Consider the following 16,177-nt stretch of genomic DNA (forward strand, 5'->3'; position numbering starts at 1 on the left):
CATTTGTTGGAGTGCTGAAATGGACTAAAAATCATGAATATAAAACCCCCTTTAGGGCTCGCTGTGCTGCTAATGATGTTTCCGCAAATAATGGAAACTATCTATAGCCCAGCGTTGCCTAATATTGCAGAACACTTTGCGGTGTCGATTGCTGGCGCATCGCAAACCTTATCTGTGTACTTTATTGCCTTTGCTATCGGCGTATTTTGCTGGGGCCGCTTAGCCGACATTATTGGTCGCCGGAAAGCTATGCTCGCGGGATTAGTATGTTATGCCATTGGCTCAGCGTTAGCCTTGATGGTGAGCGATTTTAGCCTGTTGTTGCTGGCCCGCGTATTGTCGGCTTTTGGCGCGGCAGTGGGTTCTGTGATTACCCAAACTATGATGCGTGACAGTTATAGCGGCGAAGAATTAGCCAAAGTCTTTTCTGTGATGGGAATGTCACTTGGGATAAGCCCTGTCATCGGATTGCTATTGGGCAGTATCCTCAGTGCGTATTGGGGATGTCAAGGTGTGTTTGCCGCACTCATGGTCTCTGCAATTGTGCTGCTGTTTTTGTCGGTAAAATCCTTACCCGAAACGAAACCCGCACATACCCAGAAAATCGCGATAGGCGAGTTAGCGATTAAGATGCTTACCGACAGCGAGATTATTAAGAGCAGCTTGTTGGTGGCGGCGTTTAACCTAATGTGGTTTAGCTACTTTTCACTGGCGCCATTTATGTTTGAGGCGCAAGGCTTATCGACGCTTGCCTTTGGTACTAGTGGCTTACTGTTAGGCTTTGGTGCTTTCCTTGGTAGTTATGTTAATAAAATAATGCTGGGTCGAGGCCACACCAGCGCACAACTCGTTCGCTTAGCCAGTGCTATTGCACTTGTCGGTGGGCTGGGTATTTGGCTGATCCAATCGACCTTTATAGGGCTGGATAATGTTTACTTTTTAGCTCCTATGCTATTGATTGTGATGGCTTACGGTATCGCAATTCCGAACATACTCAGCTCGGCTCTGGCAAGCTACCACACCTATGCGGGCTCTGCTGGCGCACTCTTTGGACTATTTTATTATATTCTGTTGGGATTAGGTTTAGGCGGCGCGGGAATCATCCACCATTTAGGTATTGTGATTACGTTAAGTGCACTGCTTTGCGTTGGCTTAGGTTTACTTTTAGGCTTAGCCAATAAAGCAAAAAACGCTTAAGACGCAAATAAAAAAGCCAAGATAGTAAGTACCTTGGCTTTTTTTATGTAATTTCTACATTTTGTGTAGACGTGAAAAGCTAGGCTTTAGGTGCGAGTTCCTGCTGCTTTGCTGCCTCTTGGGCTGCAGTCGAAATCAATCGAGGCATGGCAGGAAGTAAAGTTAACTTCATCATTGAGTAGATCACAGTCTATTCATAAGCCGAGTGTTATGAAGGGTGACGGTTACGCATCTATTCTTCCGCTAAATCCGATCATCTCAAAGCTTCTATTGAATATTGTTACTACTGAATAGTACGAAAAATGAGCATTCGAACAAAGGGAATCAATGTCTTTTCAAACAAACACTTTACATTAGTGTTTTCTTAAGTAATTGTCATTCCATCATTTTAGATGTACTCAAAGTCACTTTCTGATTTTACGATGTGCGATTGTAGCGTTTTTATATCGACGACAGCCTAAGTGAGTTCTTGTCCTCACAAATCATATGTGGTTCTATCACACTAAATGTTATCTCTATGTTATTCGTTGTATGGGGAGATACGGATGCGTCGACTTTTTTCAGAAGATAGTGAAGTCTTATTATTCAAAAGTTTAAATTATATACCTATCCCAGTTCTATTATCTGAGGCCTTGGACGTTGAAGGACGTCGCCCAAGCACTCATAGGGTGCATAGATTTATGAATCATGCATTTATTGAGCAATTGGGTTATACCATGTCGGACATACCCGATATTAAATCTTGGTTTAATACTGTTTATCCCGAGCCAATCCTTCGAGATAAAGCGATGTTTGATTGGGATAGGGCTGTGTATGTAAGTGAAAAACAGGGGCTGAGCACCGCAGGTTTTCAAACTTACCTTCGCTGTGGCAATGGTGAATATCGTTGGTTTTTAATCACAGCTCAAATTACCACAGAAAATCAATCAAACTTAAACATAGTCACTATGAGAGATGTTCATCAGTTGCAGTTACTGATTGAGGATAACAAGCGACAGTCTAATACCGATTTACTGACGGGACTTGCCAATCGTCGTCAAGTGGAACAGCTCCTCGCTTTAGCCATAGAACACAGTGCCGATGCACAAGGTTCACTCTGTTTAGTGATGTGTGATATCGATTTTTTTAAGAGTATCAATGATAACTTTGGTCATTTGTGTGGGGATGATGTGCTTAAATTAGTAGCGGATCAGCTTAAGCGCTATGTCCCCTCTGCTTCCTGTGTCGCACGTTGGGGAGGGGAAGAGTTTCTGATCGTGCTGGAAAACACTGAACTTGAAGTCGCTATAGAGCTTGCCGAGAAGTTGCGTTGTGATATTGAATCCACGGATTACCAATCCTATGGCCAGCATATGCATTTGACCATGAGTTTTGGGTGTGTCGGGCATCAAGTTGCTGAAAGCTTGCATAGTCTATTATTTCGGGTTGATAGCGTTTTATATAAAGCTAAAAATGATGGCCGTAACCGTGTTGTGTTTGATTGAATTCTGAATAAATTCAAACGTTAAATTATATTTTATCTATCATCTTTTAGCCCCAATTAGGTTTGGGATGTGATAACAGATCTTTGTCTGGAATTTGAGCGGAGAAGGTTAATGACAGCACGCAATACCAGTGAGGTAATTCTCTTTAAAAGCTTAGATTTCATTCCTATTCCAATCCTGCTTTCAGAATCACGCATGAATGAGATGTCTGGCTGTATACAGCGGATCCATCGTTTTGTTAATCATGCCTTTATCGAACAGATTGGCTACACATTAGTCGATATTCCCGATATGGATGCTTGGTTTAATACTGTGTATCCAGATCCTTTAGTGCGCCAAGCTATGATTGAAGGATGGTCAAAAATTGTTGAAAGCAGTATCAATGCAGGAATCGATACGGCTGAAATGCAGGCTCGCATTCTTTGTCGTAACGGTGAGTACCGTTGGTTTTTAATAACTGCACAAATTACCACGGAGAATCAATCGGACTTGCATATAGTAACGATGAGAGATATCCATGATTTACAATTGCTTATTGATGAAAATCAAACTTTGTCTAATACCGGTGTGTTGACTGGACTCGCTAATCGCCGTAAAGCGGAAGCAGTGTTGGAGAATGCCTTAAGTACCACAAATGGCTCTGACCTTTGCTTATTAATGTGCGATGTCGATTATTTCAAAGCCATTAATGACACGTTTGGTCATTTATGTGGGGATGATGTCTTAGTACAAGTTGCAAGGTTACTTGAAGGGCTACAGCAATCAGCTGCTTGTATTGCACGTTGGGGAGGTGAAGAATTCTTGATTGTTTTACAAGGTTACTCCTTAGATGAAACATATCAAATTGCAGAGCAATTACGTTTAGATTTAGCGTCGACGGATTTTTTCTATCAAGATAAACAACTGAATTTGACTATGAGTTTTGGCTGTATCCGTGTTCAAGATAATGAGAGTCTGCGCAGCGCACTTTTCCGGGTAGACAGTGCGTTGTATAGCGCTAAATCCGCTGGCCGAAATTGTGTTGTGATTGGATAGATAAATTCCCAATATCCTATGTAGGGCAAGGAAACTTGATTAAGACGCTAATAAAAAAGCCAAGGCACTGAGTGTCTTGGCTTTTTGTTATTCGATTATCAACAACTATGATTAGCGCTAGGCTTTAGGTGCGAGTTCCTGCTTTGCGGCCACCTCTTGGGCCGCTAACTCTTGCGCTTTAATTGCCGCTTCGAGCTTAGCTTCAACATAACCCGGTGAATGGGTCGCTGCCGAGATTAATCGATACATGGCGGGGATCACCAATAAGGTCACAAAGGTAGCAAACGCCATTCCGAAGAACACCACAGTACCTACAGCGATACGGCTTTCTGAGCCCGCGCCCGTCGAGAAAATTAACGGTACAGCACCCACTAAGGTGGTGAAGGCTGTCATTAGGATTGGCCGTAAACGACGGGATGACGCATCGATAATGGCTTTATCGAGTTCAAAGCCGCGGTCACGCAATTGGTTGGCAAATTCGACGATAAGGATACCGTTTTTAGTCACCATACCAATTAACATGATCATGCCTATCTGACTGTAGATGTTGATCCCTTGGCTGGTGATCAGTAGTCCTAAGAAACCACCGAATACGCCCATAGGCACAGTAAACATCACCACTAATGGGTTGATAAAGCTCTCAAACTGTGCGGCTAATACTAAGTAGGCAACCAGTAAAGCTAAACCAAATACGATAAAGATACTGCTTTGGTTTTCTTTAAAGTCTTTGGATTCGCCCGTGTAACCAATCGAAATATCCTTAGGTAATAATTCAATGGCTTTAGCGTCAAGGAACTTTAAGCCTTCACCTAAGGTGTAACCTTCACTGACGTTAGCCTTGAGGGTGATCGATTTTTGCTTATTGGTGTGGCTTAATCTTTGTGCCGAGGCAATTTCTTCTATATGGGTGACAGTATCGAGAGTGACCAATTCGCCCTTAGCTGACCGCATGTAGATTTGGCTCAGGTCACCGACATTGTTGAAACTGTTTTCATCACCGCGTAAATACACATCGTATTCTTCGCCTCGATCGACGAAGGTCGTTTCGGTGCGGCCACCCAGCATGACTTCTAAGGTTTCCGATACTTGGTCGACACTGATCCCCAGTTCTGCGGCGCGCTCTTTATCGACAGTAACAATGAGTTCTGGCGTTGTTTCTGCGTAGTCTAAGTCAGCCCCTTCCATCATAGGGCTGGCATTGGCTTCTTCTTTGAGCACCTGCGCCCACTTAAACAGTTCAGCATAGTCCGAACCACCAAGTACAAATTGCACGGGTTCGCTTGATTGCCCCCTAAAGCCTGGCATCATAGGGCGAACCATTACATCTGGAATATCCTTTAAGGCATTGCTAATAATTCCAAGGGCTTGCTGCGCTGTCACATCGCGGTGTTCCCAATCTTCTAGCTGCATGATGACAAAGCCAGTTTGATCGCCAGCACGGCCACCAAAGGCGGGAGCTTGTACGCTAAAGGATCGCAGCACACCTTTACCTAGCAAGGGCATGAGTCTGTCTTCGACTATGTCCATGTTGGCTGTCATACGGTTATAACTGGTGCCTTCGGCGCCTTTAATAAAGGCGAACAACACGCCGCGGTCTTCCTGCGGCGCAAGCTGTGACGGTACTTGTTGCATTAACCAAGCGCTGCCGCCGATACAAGCGAGGATGACTAGCGGTGCGAGTAGACGAAATTTAATCGCTCGTGTCACGGCGACACGATAAACGCTTTCCATGCGAGCAAAGCCGCTGTCGACCCAACGATTAAAGCGATTCGGTTTGACGTTGGCTTTGAGTAATTTACTGCTCAGTACAGGTGTAAGTGTTAGTGCCACTAAGGAGGAGAACAGCACTGACACCGCCAGCATCACGGAGAACTCGGTAAATAGTAGCCCGACCATGCCCTCCATAAATGAAATTGGGAGGAATACCATCACCAGTACCGCCGTAGTGGCGATAACGGCAAAGCCCACTTCGCGAGTACCTTTATAGGCGGCGAGTAAGGGCTCTTCACCTTTTTCGATATGGTGGAAAATGTTCTCGACCACCACAATCGCATCATCGACCACTAGACCGATGGAGAGGATTAATGCCATCAATGTCAGTAGATTAATCGAATAACCTAGCATGTTGGCGGCGATAAATGCCGAGATCAAAGATACTGGAACCGTCACCGCTGGGATTAACGTTGCTCGCGCTTGTCCAATGAAGATATACAGCACGAGTACGACCAAGGCGCCCGTGACATAAAGTGTGCTATACACTTCGTTAATTGAGCGGTCGATAAATACGGTCGAGTCGAAGTCGACCACTAGGCTAGTGCCTTCGGGCAGGAAGTCTTGTACGCGATCAACTTCTTTATGCACTTCTTTGGCAACGAGCAGAGGGTTGGCATCGGACTGGGCAATAATGCCTAAACTGATGTTAACTATGCCGTCGCTTTTGAAGGTCGAGTTTTCGTTTTGTGCCCCAACAGCCACATCTGCCACATCTTTTAAGTAGATAGCCGTGCCATCGCTGGCGGTACGCACCACAAGATAGTCGAAATCCTTCGGCGTGTAGTACAAGCGTTTGGTACGCACCGACATCACAGTGGTGTCGTTGCGCACTTGGCCGCCGGGCGTTTCTATGTTCTCTTTACGCAGGGCGTTGATAATATCCGTTGCGGTGACATTACGTCCTGCCATTTGTTCGGGTCTGAGCTTGACGTACATGACCTTATACAAGCCGCCGGAAATGCTGATAGAACTCACGCCGCTGATTAAGCTGAATTTGTCCTCGAGTACTCGCTGGGCGTAGTCCGTTAATTGAGTGCGGTCCATCACACTCGAGCTTAAATTCACATAGACAGAGGGTTCGCCGGAGCCGTTGTCTTTTGAGACGACGGGGTCTTTTGCATCTTCTGGGAGTCTGCGTTGGGCGCGGGCCACAGCATCACGCACATCGCTGACCCCTTCGGTTAAGTTCCAACCTAGGAGGAATTTAACTGTGATACGCGAGCTACCGTTACGTGTGGTCGAGGTGATTTCGTCAATACCACTGATCCCTGTTAGCTCATCTTCTAAAGTCTTAGTGATCTGGCTTTCCATAATCGCCGCCGATGCACCCGAGTAACTGGTGCTGATGGTGACCACAGGGCTTTCGACGTCGGGCATTTCCCGTATCGACAGTTTAGTGAACGACACTATGCCGAATACACACAGCAGTAAGCTTAAAACGATGGCAACGACAGGGCGTTTAACCGAAACATCGGATAACCACATTATTTCGTCTCCGTTGCTTTAGGACCTGAAAGCTCTGTTGCACGGGCTGAGGCTTTATTATCGAGCGTGACTTCATTGATTTGCAGGCCATCGCGCATATTGACTAAGCCCTGTACCACGACTTTGTCACCTATGTTTAAACCGCTTTCGATTAAGACTTGGTTATCGATACGTGCCCCGAGTGTCACTTCTGTGCGGTGGGCAATGTGGTCGGCGCTAACTACGTATACGTAACGTTTAGTTCCTGAATATTCAAGAGCTTGCACTGGCACCATAGGTGCTGAAATCGCTGGGAAGGTGATGGTTGACGACATCATCATGCCCGGTTTTAAGCGTTTCTTCGGATTATCGAATAGCACTCGTACTTTGAGGTTTAAGGTTTCCTCATTGACGCGGGGATCGATAGCCACCATTTTGCCAGTAAAGATTTCATTCGGCCAAGCGCGACTGGTGGCTGACACTTGCATGCCAATACTCAGTTGCGATAGGAAATGCTCAGGCACTTGTAAGTCGAGACGCATGCTGGACAAATCATCTAGCGACATCAACTCAGTGCCCATGCTGACCATCTTGCCTTCGCTGAAATTAATCAGGCCAGTATTACCCGCAAACGGCGCTATCAGCGAGTGGTAATGTAAATCTGCTTGGGCGGAAGATAAGCGTGCTTGGGCGATATCAACACTGGCTTTTTGTGCGTCAATCTCGGTTTGGGTAATGGCGTTACGGCTGATCAGTTTTTCAAACTCTTTGAGTTTACGTTTTTCATCATTGAGGAAAGCATTGGCCTCGGCAACGGCGGCTTGGGCTTTCATATCATCGAGTTCGATCAGTAACTGGCCTTTTTTCACCGCTTGGTTTGAGGTCACTGCGACTTGTTTAATCTTACCTGTGACTTGCGGTGCAATGATCACTGCACGTTCAGCCGCGAGTTTGCCGATAAGAGAGATAGATTGCGCTAATGGATATTCAATCACTTCACCCGTGACCACAGGAACGGTACGCATAAGATGTGGTGCGTTCTCGGGTTTAGCCGCTTGAAGGACATCACTAAAACTCACCGCTGTGGCGATAATCGCGAACAGGGCAATGGCAATAATGGTTTTTTTCATTGTAATTATTATCTCGCGCAAAGGCAGTTTAAAAAGGTAATCGCTCTAATGGCGCTATTCTAGTGAATAACGTACGCCAGTTGGGTAAAAGTTTGTAAAGGTAAGCGAACGAAAATGAAAGAAATTGTGTTTTTTGAGCATTGAGCACAATTCAACGAGAGTTTTGCTGTTTTTTTGTGCTGTTATTGCTTTTTAAAAGCTGTACGGACTTTAGGGATGGACTTCAGTTCGCGTTTTTTCAATCGGCGCTTGAGTCGTTTCAACCTGAGGATATTGGCTTAAAATTGCCGCTAATCGTCCATCGCGTCGCATACTTTCTAAACCTTGATTAAAATCCGTCACTAACTGCGGATGATCCGCCACAGCCAAAGAGATCCCTAAATGAAATACCTCAGTCGCATGGGGTGGCCGACTTGCTCAAAGGCACCCTCATATTCACTTGGTCCTTTTTTAATTAAATACCTCGCTAAGTTATGGCCAATCAAGACTAAGTCAATACGCTTTAAAAACAGCTTTTTGAGATTCATCTCATCCGAATTTCCTTCCTCTGTGGTGAGCCCCGCGGCGAAGATTTCTGGCGGATTAGCGTAACCGCGACCTATACCGATAGTGAAAGGTTTAAGATCTGAAAGTTGACTGAAACTCAGCGGTGAATCTTTACGTTTATAAAACACAATTTGTACGGGTTGGATAGGCGCAGAATATTGGGCCCATTGCTCGCGCTCTTTACGATACCAGAGCCCAATGATGCCATCAGCTTGGCCAGTTTTAACGAGTAAAGCCGCGCGGGCGAAGGGATAAAACTTGAGACTTGCAGTGTAACCTTGACGTTTAAAAGCTTCTTTGACGACTTGCGCAACGCCGCCCTGTTCAGGTAAAGCATCGGCATAAAAAGGAGGATAGTTAGTGGCGACTAATTGGAGTTCCCTGCCCGCAAATGCAGGGGGATAGAAGCTGAATAGAAACAAGCAAAAGCTAGATAATGTGAGTAATTTCTTCCCCATTTCTACTCCAGCACTTAGGTGAGTCGCACTTGGCTTGAGTATAGTCAGAGTTAATTAAAACAGGCGAACTTATGGATATTAAGATGGGTGAATGTTGAGAGCCATACAGATTGAGCGTTGTGCAGATTTAGATCCATGGCGGGCGCCCATTTTACCCTTGCTCATTCATGCCTTATTGCCCCAGCGCATTTATGGATTAGGGCGCTAGCTCATTCACGTATTGGGGCAAAAGATATTAGTGAGGCAGGTTATAGCGAAACCTGCTCACCCTGATACAAACCTCGGCGGAGTTTGCCAGCGTCGATAAGTAACAGCTCACCGGATTTACCATTCTTAATGCTGCTATCTATCGCAATGATTTTATTATGATAAAGCCCAAGCACTTGTTCCTGCGATGTGTGCCCTACGACGATATGATCGACCTTGAAATAGTTCAGTATGCTATCGATATCCGACTCTTTCAGTTCATCTTTAAAGTAGCCACGATACCAAGTTGGACCATTGGTAAAAAACAAAAAGTTGAGTAAATCATCCTTTTTCAACTCGGCTTTTTTATCATCTAAATGCTGACGAAATAGTTGGTTGGCATCGCTGATATTTAATTTACGCTCTACCCATTCAGGGCTGATGCCGCCGTGCATAAACAAGATATTATTGATTTTGACTAAAGTATGTTTGCTGCGAAGCCATTGGCCTATTTCGGTGTCTTTGTTGTAGAGCGCATCGTAGCTGCGTTTGAGTAAATCTGCCGAGACTTGGTAGCGTTCGTTGACGTAGCGTAAGTCGCCGCGAAACACCATTTGCTCGTGATTGCCCATGAGTAGATGTAAGCGTCCGCCCGCAGCTTGGGCTTCTTGGTCTAAGGTATATAAAAACCACAATACTTCATTGACTTGATGACCACGGTCAAACATGTCGCCCGTCATCACCATATGACCGTCACCAAAGGCCCAGTGGTTATCTTTGTCGATAATCTGATGGGCTTTTAGCAAGTTAATCATTACATCAAACTGGCCGTGTACATCGCTAAGGGCGACAATTTTGCTGATATGGGTAAAGGTATCTGGTTCAACCGTGACAGTTTGTGTATGAAGGTGCGGTTGGGGTAATTCTCCGCAACTGGCAGGGCGAGTTAACTGCGCCTTCGCAATCGGCGTTTGTTTTAGCTCACTCTGGCAAATCCAATAGGCAGTGTCCTTTTGAGTGTCATCTAAAAACACATAAGGGCCATCGGTGACGCTGTTTTCTTGAACTTTTAGCTCTAGCTCGGCTTCACTTGCATTGGCCGCTAATGAGGTCAACGCCAGTGAGGTAAAGGGGAGTGCGGTGACAAGCCATAACAGGGGCGTGAATTTTCTCTGTTGCTTGAGTATCCATTGGCTGGCTCGGCTAAGTCGCGTCATAGATAGCGTGATTGGATGAGCCCCGACTGGCATCGAATTGATTCGCATTAGACCGCATCCTTGTTCTTGTTTTAGTTATTCATTCTGTCATTTTAGACACTTGAGTTGATGAGTCTTCAACGTGCAGCTTGACGAATTCAATTTCAAGCGCTTAATCCAAACGCTTAATCACAAGTGCTTAATCTTAAGTACTTAATGTCAAGTGCTAAACCTATTGAAAACACTAAATCATACGGATAAGGCTTAACATCGGCAAGTCGTGAGGCGGGCTAAAGTAAACTTGCCCGCCTCGTGATTCAGTTATTCCATCATTGCATGTCTATAAGTGCATGACTGTGGTTACATGGTATTGGCAGTTACATGGCATTGACTACGGTATGACTATCGACAAACTGCTCGAAACTGACGATTTTTCCGCTGTGTATTTTCCATAAATGGGCGACTCGGGCGCTAAAATACTTGCCCGTTTTGACATAAGTACCTGAATAAGTACCGAAGGCAAAAACCTTATCGCCCTGTGCCACATAGTCTTCGATATCGACGCGATAGTTATCCCATTCTTTTTCGAGGCGGGCGAACACATTGGCGGCTATCGCACTAAAACCTATGTAAGTGCCCGCATAGGGAAAACCTGCCGCCTCTGTCCAGCGTGCGTCATTTGCCAGTGCATACTCAAGATTTTTAGCATTTTCGGCAGAGCTGTGTCCCTCGTAAGTACTTTTGACAAGTGCAAGATTCGCATCAGTTTGCCTTGCTGTTTCGATAAGATTTAACTGAGCAGGCTCACTCACTAAAGAGCTTGTTGGAACACCATTAAGCGTTGGCATGATTACGACTCAAACAGTGCTTCAAGATGGCTTAACCACTGGGCGGGTTGGCCGTAGAAGCGATTGATATTAATGGCGGTGATGTTGCCGTCATCACCCTCTATAGCCATCGAAGGGAAGCCTTGGGCACCTATCAGATTCAATAATGCTCTGGACTCAACGATATGCTCATACAGCTTGTCTTCACCTTGGGCATAATGCTGCGCAAAGCCTATAGGGTCGAGCCCAAGTTCAGCGGCTAACCTTGCGAGATTACCTTCATCACTGGCGCTGTGACCATCGCGGTAATGGGCCAGTTGTACTGAGTGTAGATAGGCCAAACTGTCGCCACCCATAGCATCGACTGCGAGCATGGCTTTAATGGGGGGCGCCGAGTCGAGTACGATTGTGGTATCGCGCAGCAGACCATCAAAGTAGTTTTCACCAAAAGGCTGGCCAGTTAGCTCGCCAATACGCAGATCGTGGGGCATAACATAATCGCGCCAGTTAGCATCGATTTGTTTACGTCTTGGGCCCGTGAGCATACCGCCGCCGTGGAGCTTAATGGTAAAGCCTGCTTTTGCGGCGGCATCGAGTAAAGGCGCAGCGGCATAACACCAACCACATAAAGGGTCGATAATGGCGTGCAGAGTGCGCTCTTTGGCCGTTGCTGTGCTGCTGGTTGTGCTAGTTGGATGAGTTGTTGGCTGAGTCATAGTGTTAAACCTTTTGGCTTAAGTTCGTCGCGACATTAGCGACTTAAGCCCTTTGAGAACATCGATTAAAATAGTTAGGTTGGTACAGTTATTTAGGTGAAGTCATTAAGCTAAAAAAGTGGCACGCAATCGAACACGTGCCTGCCTTTAACTATTTTCACTTAAATGCTTGTATCTAATCGCCGAGATAGATATGGCTGGGCTTACATAGGCCAGGTCATTTCACCCATGTAAACTTTGGCGCTGATCTCAAGCCCTGCATCGGCTGGCATTTGTGGGTATAGCGCCAGCATCTTTTGGATTAATTCGGCTGAATCTTTCGAGGCTTTTGCTGCGACTTCAAAGGCTTTCACATATTCACGGGTAAAACCAATGGCGCGGGTATCAAATCGCGCTTCGCCTAAGTAGTGCCCTGGGATAACGGTAGTCGGCAACAGTTTTTCCATTGCATCTAAATGGGTTAACCATTCCTGACGCTCAGAGGCAGTTTGAGTGTCAGCCATCCAAACATGCGTGTTATCAAATACTTCTACGCCACCTGTAATGGTTTTTGCCGATGGTACCCACAGGAAAGTGTGTTTAGGGTGTTTATCATTAAAACCTTTGATAATCACTTGCTCACCGTCGATAGTAAAAGTGTCACTGTGAATCGCCTTAGGTAACACTAATTCGCTTGGCGCATTATCTTTTAAAATCGGCCCCCAGTAGGCGAGTTTGCCTTCCATTGAGGCTTTAATAGCATCGACAGTGGTTTGAGTCGCGACGATTTGTGCATCGGGGAAATTCTTTTTAATCACGGCTAAGCCGAAATAGAAATCAGGATCGCTATGGCTGATATACACCTGAGTCAGCTTTTTACCGCTGGCTTTGATGGTGTCGACCAATGTTTGGGCATCGTTATTTTGAAATTGCGCATCGACTAGCATCATTTCGTGTTCGCCGCTGATAAAGCTCGATGACACGGCAAAGATGCTGTTTTCGCCCGGATTAAAATGGCTCACTTGCAATGGCGCAGCATTGACCGCGCTAAGTCCTGCCAGCAACAAGGTGGCGGCTAGGCTTATTTTAGACGAGGCCTTCAATGTGGCGTTAACTGTGTTACGTATTGCATAGGTCGATGTGTTCATTTGGGGCTCACTTATAGTCACAGGGTGAAAGAGTAAAATGTTCGATTTAGCATTCATTGATTTGCAGCTGCTGCAAAAGTGAGTTAAGTATAGGTTGCAATAATCAATAGATAAATGCGAGTATCTGCCCATGTTTGTTGCATTAATCGGAGGAATAGCCGTATGTACTCTTAGTTATTATTCATGTGGTGACGTGAGTATGTGAGTGGGCCTTCGAGTGATTGAAAGTGAGTGATTGAAAGTGAGTGGAGATAAATCATGGATAGACTCGAAGCGGCTAAGGTGTTTGTGACTATTGTTGAGCGCGGCAGCATGATCAGCGCCGCCAATGCCTTAGATATGTCGCGTTCTATGGTGACCCGTTACTTGAGCGAAATGGAAGAATGGTCTGGTGCTAGGTTGTTGCATCGCTCGACGCGTAGCCTCAGCTTAACGCCCGCGGGTGAGCAAGTGCTGGACTATTGCCATCGGCTGCTCGAACTGGCTAACGAAGTCCCTGCGGTAAGCCATGCCGCTGTGGCTATTCCGCGGGGATTACTACGTATTAGTTGCTCCCAGTTTTTGGCACATCAGATTTTAGCGCCCGTGGTACAGCAATATTTAGCCAGTTATCCGCAGGCGAGCGTGAATTTCCACGTGAGCAGCCAAACCGTCGATTTAGTCGCCGAGCGAATTGATCTGGCGATTCGCATCACCAATGAACTCGATCCCAATCTTATCGCTAGGCGTTTAGGGGAGTGTGAGTCTGTTGTGTGCGCTGCACCGAGTTACCTTGCCGCGCGCGCCGCCGTGCTGCATCCAGAGGATTTAACTCAGCATAACTGTTTAACCTATTCCTATTTTGGCGATGTGATGTGGCGGTTTTATCAAACCGATGTGGTTGCGAAACAGGCTCAGGCGCTTAACTCCGATCCTAAGTCAAACCAAGGTCAAGTATTTAACGTGCCTGTGAATGGGAATTTTAGCGCCAATGATTCCATGGTGGTGCTCAATGCCACGCTGGCAGGTGAGGGGATCGCTATGCAGCCTGTTTGGGCGGCGAAACCCTATTTAGACTCGGGTCAGCTAGTGCCTTTATTAATGGAGTTTAAGCCGCAGTCCCTCGGTGTGTATGGCGTGTATCAATCCCGCAAACACATGCAGCCTGCACTTAGGGTGATGATGGACATGCTGGTGGCCTACTTTGCCAGCTTGAATTGAAATCGTGCCAGTTTGAAATAGTGTTAGCTTGAAATAGTGCCAAAGCTTGCGGCACTTATAGCGTAACGGGATGCCATAAAAAAGGAGCTTAACCCTTTCGAGTTAAACTCCTCAGATACATGCTTGACTAGATTCTAGATTCTAGATTCTAGATTCTAGATTCTAGATCTACTTAATCATGCGCTTGTATTTCAAGCGGTGTGGCTCAACCACATCGGCGCCATAGGTGTTCTTCAACCATGCCGAGTATTCTGTGTAGTTACCTTCGTAGAAGTTCACTTGACCTTCGTCGCGATAATCCAGAATGTGGGTCGCGATACGGTCGAGGAACCAACGGTCATGCGAAATCACCATAGCGCAACCTGGGAATTCCAGAATCGCTTCTTCCAGTGCGCGCAGGGTTTCAACGTCTAAATCGTTGGTGGGTTCGTCGAGTAATAAGACGTTACCGCCCGCCTGCAGCAGTTTGGCTAAATGCACTCGGTTACGTTCACCACCAGATAAAGTACCGATGACTTTTTGCTGATCGCCACCACGGAAGTTGAAGCGGCCTACATAGGCGCGGCTCGGGATTTCCATGTTGTTGATACGCATGATGTCTTGACCACCGGAGATTTCTTCCCAAATGGTGTTCTTATCATTCATCGAATCGCGGAACTGCTCAACCGAGGCCAGTTGCACAGTATCACCCAGCTCAATGCTGCCGCTGTCTGGCTTTTCTGCGCCGGATAACATGCGGAACAGGGTCGATTTACCCGCGCCGTTGGCACCGATAATGCCGACGATAGCGCCCTTAGGTACTGAGAACGACAAGTTGTCGATCAAAACGCGGTCACCGTAAGACTTGGTCAGGTTATTCACTTCAATAACCTTGTCGCCTAAACGTGGTCCGGGCGGAATAAACAGCTCGTTGGTTTCGTTACGTTTTTGGTAATCGTTAGTGTTCAGTTCTTCAAAGCGCGCCATACGGGCCTTGCCTTTAGACTGACGGCCTTTGGCGCCTTGACGTACCCATTCCAATTCTTTGGCAATGGTTTTTTGACGAGCGCTTTCGGTGGCTGATTCTTGCTTCAGACGGGCATCTTTCTGCTCAAGCCATGAAGAATAGTTACCTTCCCACGGAATACCTTCACCGCGGTCGAGTTCTAAAATCCAGCCAGCGGCATTGTCGAGGAAGTAACGGTCATGGGTAATCGCGACCACAGTACCGGCATATTCCTGCAAGAAGTGCTCAAGCCAAGCCACAGATTCAGCATCCAAGTGGTTGGTGGGTTCGTCCAGTAACAGCATTTCTGGCTTTTCAAGCAGCAAACGACAAATCGCTACGCGGCGACGTTCACCACCGGATAATACTTCGATTTTCTCATCCCAATCTGGCAGACGCAGGGCGTTGGCGGCGCGCTCAAGGATATACTCTAAGTTATGGGCATCTTGGGCTTGGATAATGGCTTCGAGTTCGCCTTGTTCTTTAGCAAGGGCATCGAAATCGGCATCCGGCTCGGCGTAGGCGGCGTAAACGGCATCGAGGCGAGTCAGGGCATTTTTAGCCTCAGATACCGCTTCTTCAATCGCTTCACGCACGGTTTGCGTCGGATCGAGTTTAGGTTCCTGTGGTAGATAACCTATTTTCAAACCCGGCATTGGGCGTGCTTCACCTTCAATTTCGGTATCGATCCCCGCCATAATGCGCAGTAGTGTCGATTTACCTGAACCGTTGAGGCCTAATACGCCAATTTTGGCACCGGGGAAGAAGCTTAAAGAAATGTCTTTAAGGATCTGCTTCTTAGGTGGAACAACTTTGCCCACCCGCAGCATGCTGTAAACAAACTGAGCCATTT

General features: G+C 46.4%; 11 protein-coding genes and 1 pseudogene. 4 read left to right on the forward strand and 8 right to left on the reverse strand.

Translation table 11 applies throughout. From position 1 onward, the window contains the following. The first annotated feature begins 33 nt into the window (after positions 1-33). From KO531_RS11480 to KO531_RS11490, 3 genes are all read left to right on the forward strand, one after another. Complete coding sequence (locus KO531_RS11480; protein WP_219251233.1) at positions 34-1,197, forward strand: multidrug effflux MFS transporter; 1,164 nt, start codon at positions 34-36, stop codon at positions 1,195-1,197. Positions 1,198-1,877: 680 nt separating this feature from the next. Next, positions 1,878-2,681: a sensor domain-containing diguanylate cyclase gene (locus KO531_RS11485; RefSeq protein WP_219251234.1), complete on the forward strand. Its 804-nt coding sequence runs from the start codon at positions 1,878-1,880 to the stop codon at positions 2,679-2,681. 111 nt (positions 2,682-2,792) lie between these two features. Continuing rightward, the gene (locus KO531_RS11490) at positions 2,793-3,716 is read left to right on the forward strand and encodes a sensor domain-containing diguanylate cyclase (RefSeq protein ID WP_219251235.1); all 924 of its coding nucleotides are present in this window, start codon (positions 2,793-2,795) and stop codon (positions 3,714-3,716) included. A 117-nt stretch (positions 3,717-3,833) separates the two neighbouring features. Here the strand turns inward: KO531_RS11490 and KO531_RS11495 are convergent, their stop codons facing one another. The 7 genes and pseudogenes from KO531_RS11495 to KO531_RS11525 all read right to left on the reverse strand — a co-directional run bounded on the left by KO531_RS11495 (position 3,834) and on the right by KO531_RS11525 (position 13,139). Next, entirely contained in the window at positions 3,834-6,974 is a 3,141-nt protein-coding gene (locus KO531_RS11495) for a multidrug efflux RND transporter permease subunit (RefSeq protein ID WP_219251236.1), read from the reverse strand. Further along, on the reverse strand, positions 6,974-8,083 hold the full coding sequence (locus KO531_RS11500; protein WP_219251237.1) for an efflux RND transporter periplasmic adaptor subunit: 1,110 nt from the start codon (positions 8,081-8,083) through the stop codon (positions 6,974-6,976). Before KO531_RS11500 ends, KO531_RS11495 begins: the two co-directional genes overlap by 1 nt. A gap of 210 nt (positions 8,084-8,293) precedes the next feature. Next, a pseudogene (locus KO531_RS11505) lies at positions 8,294-9,087 on the reverse strand (transporter substrate-binding domain-containing protein). A 248-nt stretch (positions 9,088-9,335) separates the two neighbouring features. Further along, the gene (locus KO531_RS11510; RefSeq protein ID WP_219251238.1) at positions 9,336-10,538 is read right to left on the reverse strand and encodes a metallophosphoesterase; all 1,203 of its coding nucleotides are present in this window, start codon (positions 10,536-10,538) and stop codon (positions 9,336-9,338) included. Positions 10,539-10,846: 308 nt separating this feature from the next. Beyond that, positions 10,847-11,317, reverse strand: a complete 471-nt coding sequence (locus KO531_RS11515) for a nuclear transport factor 2 family protein (RefSeq protein WP_219251239.1) — start codon at positions 11,315-11,317, stop codon at positions 10,847-10,849. 2 nt (positions 11,318-11,319) lie between these two features. Continuing rightward, positions 11,320-12,012: a DsbA family protein gene (locus tag KO531_RS11520; RefSeq protein ID WP_219251240.1), complete on the reverse strand. Its 693-nt coding sequence runs from the start codon at positions 12,010-12,012 to the stop codon at positions 11,320-11,322. Between the two features lie 203 nt (positions 12,013-12,215). After that, positions 12,216-13,139: an MBL fold metallo-hydrolase gene (locus tag KO531_RS11525; RefSeq protein WP_219251241.1), complete on the reverse strand. Its 924-nt coding sequence runs from the start codon at positions 13,137-13,139 to the stop codon at positions 12,216-12,218. Positions 13,140-13,397: 258 nt separating this feature from the next. Here KO531_RS11525 and KO531_RS11530 point away from each other — a divergent pair, with 258 nt between their 5' ends. Continuing rightward, positions 13,398-14,339 (forward strand): LysR family transcriptional regulator, encoded by a 942-nt coding sequence (locus KO531_RS11530; protein WP_173497538.1) that lies wholly within the window; start codon positions 13,398-13,400, stop codon positions 14,337-14,339. Between the two features lie 168 nt (positions 14,340-14,507). Here the strand turns inward: KO531_RS11530 and ettA are convergent, their stop codons facing one another. Further along, positions 14,508-16,175, reverse strand: coding sequence for an energy-dependent translational throttle protein EttA (gene ettA / locus KO531_RS11535; protein ID WP_219251242.1), 1,668 nt, complete (start codon positions 16,173-16,175; stop codon positions 14,508-14,510). Positions 16,176-16,177 lie beyond the last annotated feature (2 nt).

It is taken from the genome of Shewanella sp. NKUCC06_TVS (genome assembly GCF_019345515.1).
Classification (GTDB): Bacteria; Pseudomonadota; Gammaproteobacteria; order Enterobacterales; family Shewanellaceae; genus Shewanella; species Shewanella oncorhynchi.

What these genes read in the sequence shown, in the direction of transcription:
- KO531_RS11480 (WP_219251233.1), top strand. Translation starts at nt 34, where the DNA reads ATGAATATAAAACCCCCTTTAGGGCTCGCTGTGCTGCTAATGATGTTT.
- KO531_RS11485 (WP_219251234.1), top strand. Translation starts at nt 1,878, where the DNA reads ATGAATCATGCATTTATTGAGCAATTGGGTTATACCATGTCGGACATA.
- KO531_RS11490 (WP_219251235.1), top strand. Translation starts at nt 2,793, where the DNA reads ATGACAGCACGCAATACCAGTGAGGTAATTCTCTTTAAAAGCTTAGAT.
- KO531_RS11495 (WP_219251236.1), bottom strand. Translation starts at nt 6,974, where the DNA reads ATGTGGTTATCCGATGTTTCGGTTAAACGCCCTGTCGTTGCCATCGTT.
- KO531_RS11500 (WP_219251237.1), bottom strand. Translation starts at nt 8,083, where the DNA reads ATGAAAAAAACCATTATTGCCATTGCCCTGTTCGCGATTATCGCCACA.
- KO531_RS11510 (WP_219251238.1), bottom strand. Translation starts at nt 10,538, where the DNA reads ATGCGAATCAATTCGATGCCAGTCGGGGCTCATCCAATCACGCTATCT.
- KO531_RS11515 (WP_219251239.1), bottom strand. Translation starts at nt 11,317, where the DNA reads ATGCCAACGCTTAATGGTGTTCCAACAAGCTCTTTAGTGAGTGAGCCT.
- KO531_RS11520 (WP_219251240.1), bottom strand. Translation starts at nt 12,012, where the DNA reads ATGACTCAGCCAACAACTCATCCAACTAGCACAACCAGCAGCACAGCA.
- KO531_RS11525 (WP_219251241.1), bottom strand. Translation starts at nt 13,139, where the DNA reads ATGAACACATCGACCTATGCAATACGTAACACAGTTAACGCCACATTG.
- KO531_RS11530 (WP_173497538.1), top strand. Translation starts at nt 13,398, where the DNA reads ATGGATAGACTCGAAGCGGCTAAGGTGTTTGTGACTATTGTTGAGCGC.
- ettA (WP_219251242.1), bottom strand. Translation starts at nt 16,175, where the DNA reads ATGGCTCAGTTTGTTTACAGCATGCTGCGGGTGGGCAAAGTTGTTCCA.